Origin of the sequence: Flavivirga sp. 57AJ16 (assembly GCF_028736925.1) — a bacterium.
Classification (GTDB): Bacteria; Bacteroidota; Bacteroidia; order Flavobacteriales; family Flavobacteriaceae; genus Flavivirga.
This window is the reverse complement of sequence record NZ_JAQZAT010000007.1, coordinates 116,930-135,889: the sequence shown is the minus strand read 5'-3', so window position 1 is coordinate 135,889 and position 18,960 is coordinate 116,930. Positions and strand designations below refer to the sequence as shown.

Below are 18,960 nucleotides of genomic sequence, written 5' to 3'. Positions count from 1 at the left end.
ACCTTAATCATAAAGTAATAACTGTACAGTATAGTCAAGAGAAGGATTATAGATATGATATATTCAGCTTATTTACCAAATATATCTTATAAAAATGTTCGGAAAGGATGCCTTTAATATGTATTTTCATATAGTTTAACTAACCTTAATTGCTTTTCACAATAGATAAAACCCCAAAACCTCCATTTCTAATTAAATAAGATATATACCACTTATTACTTATGCTTTTCCAAAGCAGCTTTTTGTTTTCAACTTGTAGGCAAACTACTTGTTTATGGCAAAAAAAACAATACTGAAATGGGCTATATTTTTATACTCCTTTTTATACATCTTTTCTTGTACCACCGTTGAAAATATGGATAATGATTATAATATAGATTTGGCTCTTGTTAATCAAAATAATTGGTCTATGTCTAATGATATATTATATTTAATTAATCAATATAGAGCTAAAGAAGGAAAAAGTGTTTTTGTAAAGGATACTTTATATGCAACTGCCTATGCTGTAAAACATACTAAACATATGATTTCAACCAATAATGTTAGCCATGACTATTTTTATTATAGGAGCAACGGGTTAAAAGACAAAGGGGCCATTAAAGTAAGTGAGAATGTTGCTTATGGATATTCTTCGGCTAATTCTGTAGTAAATGCATGGTTGGGTAGTGAATCTCACAGAAAAGTAATAGAGGAAGATTATTCGAATGTTGGATTTGGAGTATTAAAATCCTTATCAAACAATAGATATTACTTTACAATGTTGTTCTACAAATAAATTTAAATTCACACTATACAACCATATAGGTTTGGTGCTTTTTGAGATTATTTCTTGACATGCAATTCTTTAATTATACCCATAGCCATAGCCATAATTATAATTGTGCCCCTTACTTTTTTTTATGCCATTAACAATTAATGCCATGTGCAACATTTTTTTGGTTTCATACACATTTTTTATATGCTCAAATATTCTTTTTTCTGTATACCCAGATCTAACAACATATAACATAAGATCTGCATATTTAGAAATAAGAAAAGTGTCTGAAACTAAAATTGTGGGGGCCGTGTCAACTATAATATAATCATATTTCTTTTTGGCTTCTTCCAATAACTTCTGGAATTTTCCATTATTTAACAATTGTGGCGCATTTGGAGGAATTGGCCCTCCAAATAAAACACTAAAATTCAAATGATTTTCCGATCTATTAACTAAATAGTTATCCCAAGACATGTCGTCATCTGCTCCATATAAATAGTTTGACAAGCCATTATAATCTTTACAAAAACCATCAAAATAATTATGGATTTGCGGATTTCTCAAATCGGCCCCTATTAATAAAACTTTTTTATTATATGATGCCAAAGTTAAAGCCAGATTGATACTTATATAGGTTTTTCCTTCTCCTTTAATGGATGATGTAGAAAAAATAATTTTCGGTTGTTCAGTAGGTCTGATTAGATTAATATTAGAAATCAATAACCTGAACACTTCTGTCTGTGCAGTATTTTGATTGGGATTAACTTGAATTATCTGTTCTTTAAAATTTTTAATTTGTGGAATTTCAGCTATCACAGGTATTTGTGGCATGATTTTTTTCAAATCTTTTGCAGAACGAATTTTTGTATCCAGACCGAAGATAAAATGTAAAAACCCAAATGGAACCAACAAACCAAATAAAATGGCAACCGAATAGATTACAAATGGTTTAGGGTATATGGCATCGGTATTAGATTTCGCATATTCTACAACCTTAACAGAGGGTTCGGTAACTGACAGGTTAATAGCCGCTTCTTCTCTTTTTTGAAGCAATAATAAATATAAATTTTCTTTAATTTGCTGTTGTCTCTCAATAGAGCGTAGCAGCTTTTCGTTTATAGGCAACAAGGATATTTCTGAGTTGATTTTTTTATTTTGTTTTTTTAACCGAGATAATTGAAATTGAAGTTCATTTATATAAATGTCTAATGATTTCCCCAAATTGATTTTTATATTTTCAAGCTGTTCTTTAATATTTATAGTCAACGGATTTTTAGTTCCTGCACTCAAATTAAGTTTTTTATATTCTAGTACTTTTGCATTATATAAGTCTATGGATTTATTTAATTCTCCCCCACTATCAAACCCAAAATTTGCTGGCAATAAATTTATAATTTCAGAATTGTCTACCAATTTATCTTTTAAGGCATTAACTAAAAATAATCTGTTGGACATATCGAATATAGAAGAGTCTGAACTATTAAGTTCCAATATACTCTGCGAGGCATTTTCTTTTATATCCAAAAGTTTACTTTGTAGTTTAAAATCTTTCTTATTATTTTCAATAGAATCAAGTTCACCAAATAAAGCAATCATCCTTTCTTCTATAAATTCTATAGTTCTTTTAAAAACCAATTGCCTATCTATTATACCTACTTGTTTATATTCTTCTGATATGGCATTAATTATCAATTCTGACTTAGCTGTATTTTCATCTTGTAAACTCAGGTTTAATATGTTACTTAAATCCCCTATTTGTTTAATTTTAATATTTGACTTTATCTGGTTTATTATATGGTCTTTAGGCGTGAATCTTATTTGGTATGTTTGACCTATAAGAGTGTTCATTTTTTTTGCGTTTTCTATAATTTTGAACGGTAGTATATTATTCCCATCTGTTTGGGTATTATACCCTATTATTTTTATTGGTTTTTCCTCGTCTTGTTTTAATATGTTCAAGCCAATGGGGGTAATAGTAATTTCAAAAGTTTTTGTAGAACGAATACTATCACTTTTTATAGTTGGTATAAAATTAAAAGGCAATTTTAACAACTCATAGTCCCTAACATTTCCTTTACGAAAAAATAAAATATTTAAATTATTCTTAACAACTATATTTTCTATAATTGGATAGGATTTTAATAGCTCTATTTCATTTTCCAAGTTTATATTTGGTCTATTAAAAAGATAAGAAGATTGCTTTAATTCAAGACCTTTCGACTTATCCAAAAGTTGTATTTTACTATTAGTGATATATTGTTTTTTGCTGTATTTTAAATAGAAGAAGCTTACTGCAACTGCACATGTTAACGCTATTAAAAACCAAGGCCAATAATTAATGTATTTTCGAATTTCTGCTAAAACATTTAGTCTTTTTTCTTCACTATTGAGCATTAATTTAGTTTTATAATCTTCCATCAATTTGGTTAATTGTTTTTAATTTTGAATAATTACAATGATTTTTAAACATGTCCTTTTATCGGGCCAATAGGACAATGGTTGATATTAAAATAGAAGTTACCGATAAAACAGTTCCAAAATTATTTATATAGCCTGCACTTTTAACTTTTGCCGTATTTGGTTTAACATAAACAACATCATTCTTTTGTATGGTATAATATGGCGTATTCAAAAGATTGGTTGCTGTTAAATCTATATTAGCTATATGTCTTATGCCGTTTTTTTCCCTAATAACCAAAACATCATTTCTTTTTCCATTGATAGTAAGATCTCCTGCATAGCCCAATGCTTGAAATAGCGTAATGGACTTCTCACTAAAATCGTAAGTTCCAGGGTTATTAACCTCGCCCAAAATTGTAACTTTAGAGTTTAATAACCTTACATCAACTATGGGGTTTTCTAAATGACTGTCTGTTAAAAGCTTGTTTTTAATTATTTCTTCTAGTTGCTCGAGTGATTTATTTTTTACAGAAATCGTTCCTATTACAGGGAGTTTAATCGTGTGTTTTTCTGATACTAAATAGCCTTCTAACTTTAGGGTTTCTACACTGCTTGCAGCTAAAGCTTTAGATTTATTATATGGTATTGCTGCCTCAGGCACTGATGCCCCAATCGTAATTTTAAGAATATCATTGGGTTGTATGTTAGTGTTATAATGTCCAACCTCTGAATAAGTTTCATTGTTAGCATCTTGAAGATATAAAATGCTTTTTTTGCTCGAACAAGAAAATTGAATAGTTATAATTAGAATAAAAATAAAAAGCTTTTTAGGCATCGTTAGATAATTTATCAAATTCGTTTATCAATATTTTTAAAATCCTTTTTGAAGTTTTTCCATCCCATAAGGGGATTTTTTTTAATGTCTTCCATTGACCATTGAATAATCTATCCAGATATACTTTTATATTATTTGGGTCTGTGCCCACTAGTTCATTGGTCCCTAAATCGACAGTTATTGGTCGTTCCGTATTATTGCGAAGTGTTAAACAAGGAATATTTAATATACTGGTTTCTTCCGTAATGCCCCCAGAATCTGTAATAACTGCTTTAGAATGCTGGATTAAATAATTAAATTCCAGATAACTCATGGGATGGACCACATGCAACCTTTTACAATCTATTTTTAAACTATTAAATACTTTGGCTGTTCTAGGGTGCATTGGGAATACAATAAGAAGATTTCTTGTATTATTGATTATTTCTGTAATTAATTTGTTTAAATTTTGTCTATTATCCACATTAGAAGGGCGATGTAGTGTTACTACAAGATAATTTCCAGATTTTAATTTAAAGGAATCATAAAAATCAGGTTTTTTAAAATAAGGCAATCTTTCCATTAATGTGTCAATCATTGTATTACCAACAAAAAACACTTTCGGTTCATTAATTTTCTCATTTATTAAATTTTGACTTGCACCACTTGAAGTTGTAAAAAGATAATTTGATATACTATCGATTATCAACCTATTTATTTCTTCTGGCATACTCCAATCACTAGAACGTAACCCTGCTTCAATATGTGCCACTTTAACATGTAATCTTTGGGCTGTAATTGCACATGCCATTGAGGAAGTTACATCTCCTACCACTAATACTAAATGTGCTTTGTTAGCCATTAATTCCTTTTCAAAAGCAATCATTATATGGGCTATTTGTTGTATTTGGGTTCCGGTATGGCATCCCAAATTAGCATCAGGGTCGGGAATTTGTAGTTGGTCAAAAAAGCAACTAGACATATTTTTATCATAATGTTGACCTGTATGTACCAACCTAAAATCTATTGGTATAGACTTGAATTGCAATCGTTGTATTTCGTGAATAATCGGAGCTACTTTCACAAAATTTGGTCTTGCTCCAACAACTATGGTAATTTTATATCTATTCATAAACAAATTGGTCCTTTAGTACTTAAGAACCAAATTAAGGGCAAACCGAATTAAATGTATTTGTCGCTTAATTCTTGATGGTTGTTTAATCAATCTATTGGCCCATTCCAAATTATTATCAACCCACCATTTGGGGGCCCTTTTCACAGCCCCCACATATACATCAAAACTCCCACCTAATCCTTGGTAAACCGCCTGATGTTCTTTTTGGAGCAATTCCATTAATAACTCTTGTTTAGGAGACCCCATGGCAACAAAAACAATATCGGGCTTGTGTTTCTTTATATCTTCAATTAAAGACTGTTGTTCTTCCTCGGTTTTTATATATCCATTTCTGTAATTACATATATCGATACCTTCAAAATCTTTTTTTAATTGTTTAACAGTCGCAGCAATAATGTGTTGTTTGCTCCCTATAAGATAAAATGATTTAGTTTTATAATAGGTCTTAATTATTTGTAACCATAACTCACATCCCGGAATTTTAACAACATTTTTTATCCCTTTTTTCTTTAAAATTTGAACCGCACCAAAACCATCTGGATACCCTACGTTTTTATTTATAAATTGTCTACTTTCGTTCGATGCATAAAGAATTTTTTCTGCATTGACCGCTATTAAAATACTTTGTCTTTTAATAGCGTATTCTATAAGCTCTTCTCTAGAACCAGGCGCAAATGTTTTTATGCCATTTAACAATTTATAGTCCATAACAAGTATTGTTTTATCTATAATTCTCAATTAGAATAATCATGTGGCTATCCGAAAAAATGATTAACTTATAATGCGAAAATAACAGAGGTACATGCCACTTGGCCGTATGAAGTAATATGTGGAACATATACCTAATAAAGGTGCTTAAAACTTTCTTTATAGGGAATTATAATAATCCAAACGCCTCATGTAAATCTCTCACACTCAATAGAACAAATGTGTTAAGGATATCATTAATAAACTTCAAAAAATATTATTGCGATAAACTATATGGAGTATATATAAGTTAAATTGTATTTCTTTGAATTTCATGTTCCAATAAATAACAGGACATGGCATTGAACATAAAGGCATTGCTCCATCTCATATATGAAATTTTTGAGTTTATGCCTCTTTTTATTTGATAATGAAAATACCCGTTTTTATTTTGCATGTTTTGTATTGTCCATTGCATTACATCTTCTATCAAAACATTATGTAATTTAAAAAGATTCAATTTTGATATGGTGACAAATAATTGTCCCGGACAATGAATATCTATTGGGTACATTTTATCATGGTAATATTTGGGTGTTCCATCTCTTCTGAAAAAATTTTCCAAATAAAAGTATACGCCTTTCTCCAAATAGGTTTGAAATGTTGAATCTCCTGTACAATTATGGTATGTTTGTATAGCTTCTAGATTGTACCCCGTATGAAAACTATCTATCCAATTCTGCACCGGTAGGTTCCCATAAACCCAAGATCCATCTTCTCTTTGGGCTTCACAACAGGCCTTAATTGTTTTTTGGGCGGTATTCTTCAATATAGTATTCTTGTTAAAAAAATACACTTGGCTAAGAATTTTAGCACCTAACAAACTAGCATTAAATACTGTATTATTACCCTTTAGAGGTGAATAAGAAAATAAAAAACCAGATTTATACTTCGCTCTTTTTAAATCTTTTAACACAAATTTAGTGGCAGATATACAAGTATTTAAATAGTTCTCATTTTTTGTAATAACGTAAGCTTTTAACAATGCATCTACAGCAAATGAAGTAGCCACTACAGTAGGTGTATTTTTTGGAAATAAAAATAAGCGTCTGGCTTGCCAATCAAAATTATAACCCCAGCACGAACCGCTATACCCCTTACTTTGTAAGGACAATAAAAGATTTGCCAATCTAATAATATGCGCTTTCAGTTCTTTGGAAGAACCGTATAAGGTATTTTGAAATTTTGAAATATCATAAAGATTACAATATCCCGATAAAAATAAAGCAATCCCTTTAGCATTATAAGCTTTGGGGACTCTTGTTAAGTTTCTAAAATTAATGGGGGAACGCTTGAAAAACTGAATCCAAATTAATCTAGCTATGTCCCATTTTTTAAGGGGCAATGCTTGAAAAAGCTTTGAATTAAGTCCGTCGTATGGATCCCATCCCTTATAATTCTCAGCTTCACAATAGGATTTGAGTTTTAAAAAACTGGTCTCTACTTTATACTTCAACTTGCTTTCCTCCTTGCTTTATAGATTCTAAAACCCTAAAAGATGCTTTGGTAACTGCAACTATATCATTAAAAGGAATTGGTGGACGGCTGTTATGACCAATTAAACTATTAAAAAATTCAGTTAACATTTTCTTCTGCCCTTTATTTTGATTGAAAAGCTTAAACTTTTTTGGTTTACCCTTGCCATAGATTTTCAATGCTTTAAAATCATTTAATGTTACCGATGTTCCACCAGAAAATACTTCTATATATTCTTTTGTCATAGATTTTGATCCATTGGCATAATAAGCCACAACCCCCATAGAACCATTTTCAAACTGAATTAAAATATTAACCGTATCGTTTAGTTTATTGGCATCGGGTAACGTTTCTGCTGTAACCTTCACTGGAACACTTCCATTGATAAAGGTTAGATAGTCTATAAAATGGCATACTTCTCCTAGTATTCTTCCCCCTCCAATTTCTGAGTCTTGTATCCAATTATCAACAGGGACGGCACCCGCATTAATTCGGTACAACATAGTCATTGGGTTATTATTACCCAGAACCTTTATTAATTTTCTCGTCAATGGTGAAAAACGCCTGTTAAAACCCACCATTACCATTTTTTTACTTTTGGCTTGTGCTTTAACAATAGCGTCCAATTCGGATTCCAACAGGCATAATGGTTTTTCTACAAAAACATTTTTATTGGCATTTAAACTTTTTAAAACATAATTTCCATGAGAATCGTGACGTGTTGCCACAAAAACAGTATTGGTTTTATCATCTAGCACATCTGATTCTTGAGCTGTACAAAATTTAAATTTAAATTTCTCCGCTACCCGCTTAGAAGTGGTTCCCGTATTGGTTAACACCCCAACTCTTCCAATATCCGAAGACTCTGGAATATTTGGCAACAAATTACCTTGGGCATAACTGCCAGCCCCAATAAATGATATATTTACCTTGCCCTCTGCCTTAAACTTTGAAGTAGTTATCTTGGTTTTTGATTGTACTTTTTTCGTGTTGTATTTCAGCGCTATCCCTGTAAAGGGTTCTGTTTTAGAAACCACCAAATCAAAAGCAGCCTTAGCATTTTCAAACTCAAATTCATGAGTGGTTAGATACTCTATATTGATACGATGGTTGGCAATTAAACTTTGAAACGCTTCCATATTACGTTTTTCTGTCCAGCGTACATAGGCCACAGGGTAATCGATGCCTTTTTCTTCATAGTTTAAATCATACCTACCAGGGCCATACGAGCACGCCATTCTCAACTCCAACTCTTTTCTATACCAAAATGGATTGCGGCTAAACCCTGTAGGTACATCTCCTAAAATAACGACCTTTCCTCTTTTACGGGCAATGGCTCCAGAAAAGTTTATAGGGTCAAGACTAGACGTTGCAGCTGCAATAATTACGGCATCTGCCCCATAGCCACTAGTTGCATTTAAAATCTGTTCTTCTATTCCCAATGTATTTCTAGCTAACCCTAAATCGACAACGGCGTTTTCTATAGCTTGTTTCACTGATGCTTCAGATATATCCACTCCAATAACCTTCACTCCAGATGCCTTTAAGATTAATGCTGCCAATTGCCCTAGAAGGCCAAGACCTATGACCACACACGTCTCTCCCAATCGCATATCTGCACATCTTACAGCTTGCATAGAAATAGCCCCCAAAGTATTATATGCAGCATGTTTTAAGTTCGTTGTGCTTTCTAATTTCACACAAAGGTTTATAGGTATTGTTACCACTTCTGCATGATTGGCATAACCTGCTCCCGCACAAGCTACCTTATCCCCAACTTTAAATTCCGTAACCCCTTCCCCAACCTCAATAACCTCTCCTGCCGAGCTATACCCTAATGGTGAATAAGCATCAAGTTTTTTTATAACTGCTCTATATGTTTGCATTGGACCTTGTTTTTTTAAAGTGTCCAATACCTGTTTTACTTGTTGGGGGCGTTCTTTTGCTTTTGCAATTAAGTTTTTACGGGCTGCCTTTACTGTAGACCCCTCCGTTCCTACACTAATAATAGAATAATGGTTTTTTACAATGACCATCCCTTTTCCTACTTGTGGAAAAGGAATATCTTGAATTAACATGTTGCCAGAACCTAATTTCTGTGTGAGCTGTTGCATTTATCTTTTTTTTTAAGTTTTTTCCAGTAAATCGGATTTTAATAATAATAACCCTATAATGCCCCATACCAATATGTTGTAATAATAATAAACCCCAGAGGTTAACCCTAAACTATCTATAAGAAACATTCCTAGCAACATCAAACCAAAGACTCGTGTTTTTTTATTAATCTCAAAAACATAGCTTATGCTTCTAAAAATGGAAAAAGAAAACAAAACCAGTCCAATGATACCATTAGCTAATAATACCCTCAAAAACTCATTATGTGCAGGTCTATTTATACCGTCACCGGTCCATTGAAATATTGGTATCTGCTCATTTAGCCAAAATTCCCATAAATCGTTCCATATATAGCCACGTCCGGCAAGGGTATACTTTATATCTTTGTAAGTACCATCATTATATCCTATTTCTTTTCTGAAAAGTTGTTGGATATTATCATATATAACATCTCCAAGATTAATATATATATAAAGAGCAAATACGACCAAAAAGAATATATACTTAAGTTTTACTTGTAAAAAAAGAAGTATTAACAATAACCATAAACACATAATAACTATTGCAGCTTTACTGAACACCAAATAGACTGAAAACAAGGCAGCAGTACATAGACCTATTAGAATAAACGTATAAAATTTATTTTTTGGTTTAAAAACAAAAAGGTATAGAATACATGAAAACACAGTAAATAACCCATAAAATCTAACAGGAAAGGCATCATGATAAAATCCGACGTAGCGTAGTAAGCCTACTGTTTCTCGAACGCGAAACACAATACCTGTTTGAAACTGAAAAATACTGACACCAATTGGAAATATACCAGAAATTATAATGGCTATTAGTAGCTTTTGGAATTTATAACTATGGTCAACCAGCAATGGAATCAATAAAAACCCCATAAAAATATTAATGTTTATCAAAAGAATTTCGAGGCTTTCCAAAGGTTTTACCGTAAAGGCAAACAACAACCCAAAAGAATAAGCTATAAATAATAATTTGGCATTCGAAATCCACTTACTAGGCAAGTATTTTATTTTTAGTAATACAGGATAAAATAGTACGGGCATTAAAATCCCCCCTACAGAACTAAAAGACAAAGGACCAATCCTTACATCCCAAAATGCATCCATTATTGATTTTGTTGCAACCAATACCAAAAAGGCAGCAAACATGCCTTTGAACACCCGAACAATTACAATGGTTATTAATATGAAAATTGGAAATATAATCATCTTGCCGGTGTATGCTTTTTGGGCAGTTTTCTATAAGGCTTTGGTAACTCTTTTATAATCCTAATAGGGTTGCCAACTGCCACTACACCTTCTGGTATATCTTTATTGACTACAGAACCAGCTCCAATAATGGCATGATTACCTATGGTAACATTTCGCATGACAACAGTATTAACACCTATAAATACATGATTACCAATAGTTACGTAACCAGAACCATTATCATTAGGATTTATAGTATGTGCAGCACCATCATGAGATAAAATATAACAACCATGGGTAATTAAACAATGATTACCAATAATAACTTTTCCTCTCCTTACATCTATTTTAGCTCCTAAGCTTATCATGGTATTCTTGCCAATCTTTGCACCAGATATTCTAAGAAATGATAAATAAAAAACCCTCAGTATATTACCCAAATAGTGAATCATCATTTTAATAAAACTTTTCATTTTTCTAGTGTTTTAAAAATTATAGATTTAAAATCATTCGCTATTTTATCTAATGAAAAATTGTTTTTTGCATACGCTGAATTTGCCTTACCTATTTCCAAAAGTTCATCTGGAACAGTAAGCATATGGGTTAAAGTCGCTTCTAATTGATTTAGATTCCCTGGTTCAAAACTAAAACCATGTACTTTGTCCATTAGTACTTCTTTATGTGCGCCTACTGGGGTATAAGCAACCGGTTTCCCTACAGACATAGCTTCTAATAAAGCTCTTGAGAACCCTTCGGAATATGAAGCTGTTAAATAGATCTGTGTGGTTTTTAAGTGCATCATCTTATCCACACCAGTAACAACTCCCAGATTTCTATAATGGTTTCTATAGGTTGAATTTTGAATACTCCTTTCAGCCAGAAAAGGATCTTCATATTTCAATTTTTCCCCCGTGAGTTGATTATAAAAAACCCCTCGCTCTCCTTTTCTCATATTACCGGCGAAATAAAAATGCACATACGGAAACTGTTTACAAATATTTGGAATCACCTTTAGTATATCTGTGTAGCCCTTAGCCTGTGTCATATGCCCAAGAACCAATATTTTGCCTTTTTCTATTTTATAAGTATCATCATAAAAATATGTATCGACATCCATCGCTTGATATAAAACACAGACATTATCTTTTTTAATAAAAGGATAAAACTGGCTTCTTAAATATTTGGCCTGTACTATAGCCTTATCTACTTGCTTTAAACTATAAGCAACCGTATATCTTATTATCGGATTGAAATGTGTGAAATTGAGTTTAAAATGACTCCCCCTTAAATGAATAATAACTTTGGCGCCAAATAATTTACTTATCAAAATAGTCCACACATCTCTACCAATCCAACCTATTTGTGTTGGTGTAATAGGGTAGTATACACATTTTGGATGTTTAACAATTAATAATTTTACTAGTCTAAAAAAGAAAATAAAAAAGTTCGCAACCATTAAAAAATCCAGTTTGCCTTTTCTTTTATTGTCAATCCTAAAATTAGTTTTTAAAAAACTAATTGATAATGAGCTATTTAACACATCAGACTCTAAAAATTGTTTCATACTCAATTCTGGACCTGAAAACGGTGGTGGTGCGGGCCCTATAAATAATATTTTAGGCTTTTTAGTATTCATTTAACAGGTTAAATCTCATTTGTTGTACCCAATTTTTTGTGGATAATATTTCTCCTTTTGTTTTGGCATTTAGGCAAAACGTATTTAATAATTCTCTATCTGTAAGCAAATTCAATAAAACATTTATGTTTTCTTTAAAGTTTCCATTAAGTTCATAACCATTTATACCATTTTCTAAATAACTTATTTCTGGGGCATGGGCGCCTTTTAAAGTGACGTATGGCCGACCATAAGCAAACGCATGATTAATTGATAAGCCTGTATGGCCTGGGATAAATACCAAAGAACTTCTTTTTATGATTTTTGATATTTCATTTTCGTCAATCAATATCCCGTGGTGTATTATATCTTTATCATTTTTTATTGCAGGCAAAACCTTCGAACGTTCTGGACCATCACCAATAATCTCTAATTTTAAATTAGGCAGGTGTTTTTTCAAATAGTTATAATATGTTATTAAAACATTTATTTTTTTTGATTGAATAAGGCGTCCTATAAATAAAACCGTGGGGCTCTTTAAAGGTGGTAGCTCAAAAGAGTAACACTTATTAACTGCATTTGTATCAATAGTGTTATTTGCCCAAAATGCCTTTTTGGGATTAATCAATTTCTTCTGAATAGCCCATTTACAGCTATATTCTGTATAAAAAACAACACGGTCTAACTTTTTGTAGAGCCATTTTGTTAATAACTTATCGAATACTGTTACCTTATTCCCGTTAGATTTCAGAACTGGATGATTATATGAGAAAAGCTGAACGTTTTTATTCTTATTTCTCAATTTTAGAGCAAAAACAAACAGTAATAAATTCTTTTTTTCTGCAGGAATCAGTACCCAATCAAATTCCTTAAAGATGTCTTTTAACTGCTGTCTAACTTGTTTAGATACACCAAATTTATTTTTAGGTACATGTACCTTATACAGTTTAAAGGACCATCTTTCTTTAAGTTCCCGATCACCCATGCCCTCACGCCCAGTGCCTGATAAAATAGTCAAAGCGATATCCGGTTCTTGAGCCAAATGGTTTAAAAATCGTGCTTTATAATGATTAAAAACTGGTGCAAGCCAGAGTATTTTCATTTTTAAATATTTTTATATAAACTATAATAATCCCGTTCCATTCGTTCTATGCCAAAATTTTCTTTAGCATAATTTATTCTTTTTGAAGCTGTGGCAGTGATTTGATCTCTATGTTGGACATAAAACAACAATCTATTGACCAATTCTTCTTTGTTTAAAACAATATTTTCAGGTTCTAATGGCGCTACTACTTCTTTTAGACCGCCTGAATCCTTAAAAACAATTACGGGTTTACCGTGCAAATAGGCTTCTACTGCTGCTAAACCAAATGGTTCATTTTCTGATGGATACACAACAACATCAAAATCGTTATAATACGCTGCGACATCTTTTTTATATCCTAATAATTTCACAGAATCTTCAATATTAAAGTTGTTTACCATATTTTGAATCCTGTTAAATTCGAAACCGCCTCCAACTAAAATTAATTTGCCTAAACCTCCCTTTTTTTTATATGCTTTAAAAGCCAAAATAAGTCTATCGATACGCTTTCTTTCCGTAAAACGGGATACTAAGCCAATTGTAAATTCGCTCGTACCAGAAACTGTATTCAAACTATAATCCGCCAGCCTAATACCATTCAATATCACTTGGTTTTTCACTTTTTCCAAACCATAGTGCTTTTTTGCTAAACCTAAGGTAAAGTGTGAATTTGCTATTACAATAGATACTGTATTAAGCAATCTTTTTTTTACCAATTCCCTAATAAAATATTTTAATACACTTTCTTTTCTTACCTCCTTAGAAAGTCCATGAACAGTATATATGGTTTTTACTTTAGAATATTTTGCTGCAATAGAGCGCATAAACGAAAAATTATGCAAATGAATTATTTGGAATGCTTTAAAGCTCCTTTTTAACTGTTTAAATGTTTTGTAGTTGAGGCAAAACCCATTTTTAATACCTGAATCCAAAATTGGGATATTTTGGTTTAAAAGGTATTCATAATATTGGCCTTCTCGGGTATCTAAGATAATTGCCACTTCAATACCCTGTTTTTTTTGTTCAATGGCAAGATCAATAACCAATCGTTCTATTCCTCCTATTTGTGGACTATTAATACAATGCAACACTTTCATGTACTTATTACTTTTAGAAAATTGTCCGTCATTGTTTTAACACTATGTCTTTTACGTCCATAATCACTAGCATTATTAGACAAAACTTTATAAACCTGATAGTCAGTCAGCAATAAAGTTACTTTTTCAATGGCTTCATCTAAAGATGCTACATTGAAACCTAATTGTTTTTTTTGAATAACAGCATCAGGGTCGGCTCCCAATACTACAACTGGCAATCCTCTCACCCATGATTGAATATAGGTGTTGGAAAATCCTTCACTTACAGAAGTATTAATCAGTACAGTAGCTTTATCAAAATAACTCAGTGCTTTTTCAAATGGTAATTGTCCAGTACAATATAGGTTTGAAGGTTTATCTTTTAGAACACTATCCATGTAGGCTTTATTTCTATGACCACCTACCATTACAAACTTAAACGGGGTATCTAGCATCTGTCTTGCCAATGCTATGAATTGTTCAGGACGCTTATGAGCTCCAAAGTTAGCACACCACAATACCGTTTGACGTAGAAACTTTTGTTTTGTACTATACTGATTTAAGGGTATATGATGTCCAGTAATTATTTGGCGGGTATTTATACCAAAACTTGATTTTATAATTTTTCTTTGAAATTCATTTTGTGAAAAACCATAATCAATATATTTCATTCCCGCATTACGATAACAATCCATTATTTTGGCATTTAACACATAAACCACAAACTTTAATAGAGATATGTTCTTTGAAGCTATCTTCTGTTTAAATTTTTTTACATGAAAGTCTTTATAAGGGCTTAGGTTATCGGTACAAATCCAATTATAAATAGCGTTATTCTTTTTACAATAGTTTCCTATTATATAATTAACATTTGAGGATAATCGCTGAATGACGATATCAGGTTTTATGCCATTTAAAGGTTTATAATACTTATTTTGATCCAGCCATTGGAAACGTCCAGAAGGTTTCAACCAAAATATGCTTAGTCCGTTAATACTTTCAAAGCAATTAACCTTTCTTTCATGATGGGTCTGACAAATATAATAGACCTTAAAACCTCTATTTGACAGCTCAACAGCTAGATAATTTGCTTGTACCTCGGCACCTCCCCCTCGCTCGGAAATATGCCAAGGCATTACAAAAGCTATTTTCTTATTAGCGTTCATTTACGGGTACATTAAACAGTTTTATGTAATTCTGTATTATAGTACTATCTGTAAATGTTTTTGTAGCAAACTTTACAGCATTGTCACTCATAGTTTCTAGCATTTCTGGTTCGTTTATTAATCGTTTTAGCTTTTCCTTTAAAGCATTAAAATCACCTTTTGCGGAAAAACCTATATTATGAGTGCCCATCCAATTGTTTGGGTCATGATGTAACGACAAAACAACGGTACCACTTAACCAACTCTGGATATAAGCGTTAGGCAATCCATCTGCATCAGGTTTACTTGTATTTATATATATTTTAGATGTTTCATAGTATTTGAAAGAATCTTTAAATGCTACTTCCCCTAGCACTCTAACAGAATTTTTGTTAGTTATTAAACTTTTAATTTTGCTTTCATACATTTTATTTTTTGTACCTCCTCCTAAAATGGCTTTCCAATCATTCAAGTCACAAGTATCTATAAGCCTTAAAAACAATTCAGGCTGCTTATTTGGTGACAAACTTGCCAACCATAGAATGTGATTTTTTTTTACCATGTTAGTCTTTCGATAAAAGAAGTAACTTGGCAATACAATTCCATTTTTATTTAAGATTCGTTTGGTCTCTTGTTGTTGGTGAAGAGATTGATTAATTATAACATTGGCCATTTTCATTCCTTTGTTAATAAAAAAATCTTCTACAATCTTAAACGGGTATAATCCTAATTTTTTGATCCCTATTTTTTTGGATAGTTTTAAACGCTTCGTATTTTTCCAAAATTCGGCACTATCATCACCATTAGTACCCCAAACATATTGGATATTATTTTTTTTAGCATAGACCCCCGCTACATATTGCAACACGTTTCTACCTCTTACATATATAACACTTGGTTGGATTTCAATAAGAATATTGTAGTACAAAGGCATTATTTTTTTCCATAATAAAAGTCTTGATTGTATCTGTACCCAATAAAAATGAATACCATCAATAATCGATTTCTCTGGTTTGGTTTTATCTTCGGTTAGAGCAATATAATGTACTTCAATGCCTGCATGTTTAAATCCAAAAGCGAGGTGGTGTAATTGCACCAAAGTACCATTAATCGATACTGTATTATCATACAAATATGCCTGTGCCAATATAGCCAACCTCATAATACCTTCTTATATGTTTGCTTCATTTGATTGGCTACGTTTTTCCAAGTGAGGTGTGCTACCGAATCTTTAATTAGTTTATCATTTTTTTTTATATACGCTTTCTTATTGTATAAATCCAATATCATATCAGCTAAATAAGAGGGTGTTTCTTTGTCCATTATCCAGCCTGTTTTTCCTTCATAAATAACGTCTTTAACACCATGTTTTTCACCAATAATAACTGGAATACCACAAGCCAAAGCTTCTGTAGCCGCTAAAGAGAATGCTTCGACATAAGATGTTGATACGTAAAGATTTGCCGAACGGTACAAGTTTATTAAATCGGGAAACGGCGGGTGAGCTATTGCCTCTTTCTGTTTTGGAATTTGACCCGTAAAAATTACTTTATCAAGCACATCATGTTTTTTTGCTAGATCAACAAGCTCTTCAAAAGGTCCCACACTTATACACTTTATTTTCTCATAATCTTTCAACTTTTTAAAAGCCTCAAAAAGTAATTCAATACGTTTAACAGGCTTATTTCGCCCTACACTTATAACTAAAAAATCATCCTGTTCGACTCCCAGAAAAGCTCTTTTACATTCAAAGGGAATAGCATTAATCATATCCATATGTATACCGTTATGTATAATAGAGATTTTACTTTCCTCGGCACCTAAATCGATCATATTGGTCTTGTTAATTTGGCTAACTGCAATTAAGTGGTCGGCATTTTTAATAACAGTTTCTACTCTTTTTTTCAAATTATCATCAAGTAAAGCTCCATAGCTTATAGGAGCAACCGTCTGTACATCAGAACCATGGGAATGGGCTATAAAAGGTATATTATGTCTAAGACTTTGATTGTAACAATAGTAGCCCCCACCATGTAACATGGGACCATACAGTAAATTGACTTTTTGCTCTCTAATCATTTTGTCCTGGTTATATTTAAACAGCCAAGGTGTTAAATAAGATAAACTTTTGGCCCTATAACAGTTATATTTATAAGCAACTTCTTTGGATATTCCTTTTAATGAATTACAAGACAAGCTAACTTGTATACTACTGCTTTTTTGTAATTCGTTTGCTATAAAGTGAGTAGCATACTCCATGCCTCCAAGCCTTGGATAATGATGTGCCGTTAAAATCCCTAAATGAACCATGTTGGTTTATTCTATAATTATTGCCTTAAAATCAGTAATAAATATTTCAAAATTTATAATATCCAAAAAAATACATTCATCATAACTTTAGAATTACACGAGGGATTTCAGACAACCCTACGAAACACACTTCCTTATTACTTGTAACCCATTCCAAATAACCATCTAAGCGTTTAATAATCCTGTTCATAGACTTTTTTGTTAAACTATAGGGGCTTGTATTTACCTCAAATTCATTACTATGAAACATCATACATAAAAAAACATCTTTCTCTTTTGCCATAGAAACAAAATCGTTAGTTATCATTTTCATAGTTTTAATATTTGAATAAGTAGGTCTCAGCCATACAGGTTTTGAAAAACCAGTTATATAATTAAATATAATATGGTGGTACGATTTTGTAAACGAAATATATCTTTTAAAGATTGGTGGCAACTTTCTTAATCTTCTATTAATTAAAGTTACTGGCACTTCAAGAATATCCATATAGCCCGCTTTTCTAAAGTCGGTACTCTCTGGATAATATGGCTGGTAAAGACTTCCCATAAAATTAACCGAATTACCATTTTTACTTTTCCAATACATATCTGGAGTTACAGAACTATCTACCTTATACCCTAGTTTTTGTAAAAACTGTAAAGAATAATTGCTTATTCCAAATCGCCCTGCCCTAAATGATAATGGATTATACCCAAACTTCTTTTCAAATAAGTGGGTTAAATTTTCTAACTTCTTTTCCTCTATATCTGGTTTAAAATCTTTTTGGTAGTAATTGGTGCTTTCTGAATTAAAATTAGCTTGGGGCTCTATAAATTCCGAATGCAAATGGGTTCCCAACTCTACTTTATTTCCTAACCCTTTGAATACCGTTACCGATTCCTTGTCCATCATAACTTCTGGACTTAACAGATAAGTTGCCTTGACCTTATACTTATCAAAAATAGGTTGTAGGTTATTTACAAGTCCATTATAAATATTTAAAAACCTTAAAGGCTGTTTTACTTTCCAGTTTGCTCCTTTATCACATTCTGTATCAATTGTTATTGCAAAATATATCTTGGCCATAAT

At 31.8% G+C, this 18,960-nt stretch carries 16 protein-coding genes; 1 reads left to right on the top strand and 15 read right to left on the bottom strand.

Annotated elements, in window-relative coordinates:
- Positions 1-274 precede the first annotated feature (274 nt).
- On the top strand, positions 275-775 hold the full coding sequence (locus tag PQO00_RS09580; protein WP_274184625.1) for a CAP domain-containing protein: 501 nt from the start codon (positions 275-277) through the stop codon (positions 773-775).
- A 69-nt stretch (positions 776-844) separates the two neighbouring features.
- Here PQO00_RS09580 and PQO00_RS09575 read toward each other — a convergent pair whose 3' ends face one another.
- The 15 genes from PQO00_RS09575 to PQO00_RS09505 form a co-directional block, all read right to left on the bottom strand.
- Positions 845-3,175 carry a tyrosine-protein kinase family protein gene (locus PQO00_RS09575; RefSeq protein WP_274184624.1) on the bottom strand — a complete coding sequence of 777 codons (2,331 nt, stop codon included), beginning with the start codon at positions 3,173-3,175 and terminating at the stop codon, positions 845-847.
- A 58-nt stretch (positions 3,176-3,233) separates the two neighbouring features.
- The gene (locus PQO00_RS09570) at positions 3,234-3,992 is read right to left on the bottom strand and encodes a polysaccharide biosynthesis/export family protein (RefSeq protein WP_274184623.1); all 759 of its coding nucleotides are present in this window, start codon (positions 3,990-3,992) and stop codon (positions 3,234-3,236) included.
- A complete protein-coding gene (wecB, locus tag PQO00_RS09565) occupies positions 3,985-5,103 on the bottom strand; it encodes a non-hydrolyzing UDP-N-acetylglucosamine 2-epimerase (protein WP_274184622.1) in 1,119 nt (372 codons plus the stop codon). The genes PQO00_RS09570 and wecB overlap by 8 nt, the downstream gene beginning before the upstream one ends.
- A gap of 15 nt (positions 5,104-5,118) precedes the next feature.
- Positions 5,119-5,814 carry a WecB/TagA/CpsF family glycosyltransferase gene (locus PQO00_RS09560; RefSeq protein WP_274184621.1) on the bottom strand — a complete coding sequence of 232 codons (696 nt, stop codon included), beginning with the start codon at positions 5,812-5,814 and terminating at the stop codon, positions 5,119-5,121.
- Positions 5,815-6,103: 289 nt separating this feature from the next.
- On the bottom strand, positions 6,104-7,309 hold the full coding sequence (locus PQO00_RS09555) for a delta-aminolevulinic acid dehydratase (RefSeq protein WP_274184620.1): 1,206 nt from the start codon (positions 7,307-7,309) through the stop codon (positions 6,104-6,106).
- Positions 7,299-9,443, bottom strand: a complete 2,145-nt coding sequence (locus PQO00_RS09550) for a bi-domain-containing oxidoreductase (RefSeq protein ID WP_274184619.1) — start codon at positions 9,441-9,443, stop codon at positions 7,299-7,301. Before PQO00_RS09550 ends, PQO00_RS09555 begins: the two co-directional genes overlap by 11 nt.
- Positions 9,444-9,455: 12 nt before the next feature.
- On the bottom strand, positions 9,456-10,679 hold the full coding sequence (locus PQO00_RS09545; protein WP_274184618.1) for a hypothetical protein: 1,224 nt from the start codon (positions 10,677-10,679) through the stop codon (positions 9,456-9,458).
- Positions 10,676-11,134, bottom strand: coding sequence for a DapH/DapD/GlmU-related protein (locus tag PQO00_RS09540; protein WP_274184617.1), 459 nt, complete (start codon positions 11,132-11,134; stop codon positions 10,676-10,678). Before PQO00_RS09540 ends, PQO00_RS09545 begins: the two co-directional genes overlap by 4 nt.
- A complete protein-coding gene (locus PQO00_RS09535; protein WP_274184616.1) occupies positions 11,131-12,297 on the bottom strand; it encodes a glycosyltransferase family 4 protein in 1,167 nt (388 codons plus the stop codon). Before PQO00_RS09535 ends, PQO00_RS09540 begins: the two co-directional genes overlap by 4 nt.
- Complete coding sequence (locus PQO00_RS09530) at positions 12,287-13,378, bottom strand: glycosyltransferase family 4 protein (protein ID WP_274184615.1); 1,092 nt, start codon at positions 13,376-13,378, stop codon at positions 12,287-12,289. The genes PQO00_RS09535 and PQO00_RS09530 overlap by 11 nt, the downstream gene beginning before the upstream one ends.
- 2 nt (positions 13,379-13,380) lie before the next feature.
- Entirely contained in the window at positions 13,381-14,457 is a 1,077-nt protein-coding gene (locus PQO00_RS09525; RefSeq protein WP_274184614.1) for a glycosyltransferase family 4 protein, read from the bottom strand.
- Positions 14,454-15,602 carry a glycosyltransferase family 4 protein gene (locus PQO00_RS09520; RefSeq protein WP_274184613.1) on the bottom strand — a complete coding sequence of 383 codons (1,149 nt, stop codon included), beginning with the start codon at positions 15,600-15,602 and terminating at the stop codon, positions 14,454-14,456. Before PQO00_RS09520 ends, PQO00_RS09525 begins: the two co-directional genes overlap by 4 nt.
- A complete protein-coding gene (locus PQO00_RS09515; RefSeq protein ID WP_274184612.1) occupies positions 15,592-16,743 on the bottom strand; it encodes a glycosyltransferase family 4 protein in 1,152 nt (383 codons plus the stop codon). The genes PQO00_RS09520 and PQO00_RS09515 overlap by 11 nt, the downstream gene beginning before the upstream one ends.
- A complete protein-coding gene (locus tag PQO00_RS09510; RefSeq protein WP_274184611.1) occupies positions 16,740-17,891 on the bottom strand; it encodes a glycosyltransferase family 4 protein in 1,152 nt (383 codons plus the stop codon). The genes PQO00_RS09515 and PQO00_RS09510 overlap by 4 nt, the downstream gene beginning before the upstream one ends.
- 79 nt (positions 17,892-17,970) lie before the next feature.
- Positions 17,971-18,957 carry a hypothetical protein gene (locus PQO00_RS09505; protein ID WP_274184610.1) on the bottom strand — a complete coding sequence of 329 codons (987 nt, stop codon included), beginning with the start codon at positions 18,955-18,957 and terminating at the stop codon, positions 17,971-17,973.
- Between the last annotated feature and the right edge of the window lie 3 nt (positions 18,958-18,960).

Excerpts from the sequence above, each read along its gene's own strand:
- PQO00_RS09545 (WP_274184618.1), bottom strand. The coding sequence starts at position 10,679 with ATGATTATATTTCCAATTTTCATATTAATAACCATTGTAATTGTTCGG.
- PQO00_RS09515 (WP_274184612.1), bottom strand. The coding sequence starts at position 16,743 with ATGAGGTTGGCTATATTGGCACAGGCATATTTGTATGATAATACAGTA.
- PQO00_RS09510 (WP_274184611.1), bottom strand. The coding sequence starts at position 17,891 with ATGGTTCATTTAGGGATTTTAACGGCACATCATTATCCAAGGCTTGGA.
- PQO00_RS09530 (WP_274184615.1), bottom strand. The coding sequence starts at position 13,378 with ATGAAAATACTCTGGCTTGCACCAGTTTTTAATCATTATAAAGCACGA.
- PQO00_RS09580 (WP_274184625.1), top strand. The coding sequence starts at position 275 with ATGGCAAAAAAAACAATACTGAAATGGGCTATATTTTTATACTCCTTT.
- PQO00_RS09520 (WP_274184613.1), bottom strand. The coding sequence starts at position 15,602 with ATGAACGCTAATAAGAAAATAGCTTTTGTAATGCCTTGGCATATTTCC.
- PQO00_RS09570 (WP_274184623.1), bottom strand. The coding sequence starts at position 3,992 with ATGCCTAAAAAGCTTTTTATTTTTATTCTAATTATAACTATTCAATTT.
- PQO00_RS09560 (WP_274184621.1), bottom strand. The coding sequence starts at position 5,814 with ATGGACTATAAATTGTTAAATGGCATAAAAACATTTGCGCCTGGTTCT.
- PQO00_RS09505 (WP_274184610.1), bottom strand. The coding sequence starts at position 18,957 with ATGGCCAAGATATATTTTGCAATAACAATTGATACAGAATGTGATAAA.
- wecB (WP_274184622.1), bottom strand. The coding sequence starts at position 5,103 with ATGAATAGATATAAAATTACCATAGTTGTTGGAGCAAGACCAAATTTT.
- PQO00_RS09575 (WP_274184624.1), bottom strand. The coding sequence starts at position 3,175 with ATGGAAGATTATAAAACTAAATTAATGCTCAATAGTGAAGAAAAAAGA.
- PQO00_RS09525 (WP_274184614.1), bottom strand. The coding sequence starts at position 14,457 with ATGAAAGTGTTGCATTGTATTAATAGTCCACAAATAGGAGGAATAGAA.
- PQO00_RS09535 (WP_274184616.1), bottom strand. The coding sequence starts at position 12,297 with ATGAATACTAAAAAGCCTAAAATATTATTTATAGGGCCCGCACCACCA.
- PQO00_RS09550 (WP_274184619.1), bottom strand. The coding sequence starts at position 9,443 with ATGCAACAGCTCACACAGAAATTAGGTTCTGGCAACATGTTAATTCAA.
- PQO00_RS09540 (WP_274184617.1), bottom strand. The coding sequence starts at position 11,134 with ATGAAAAGTTTTATTAAAATGATGATTCACTATTTGGGTAATATACTG.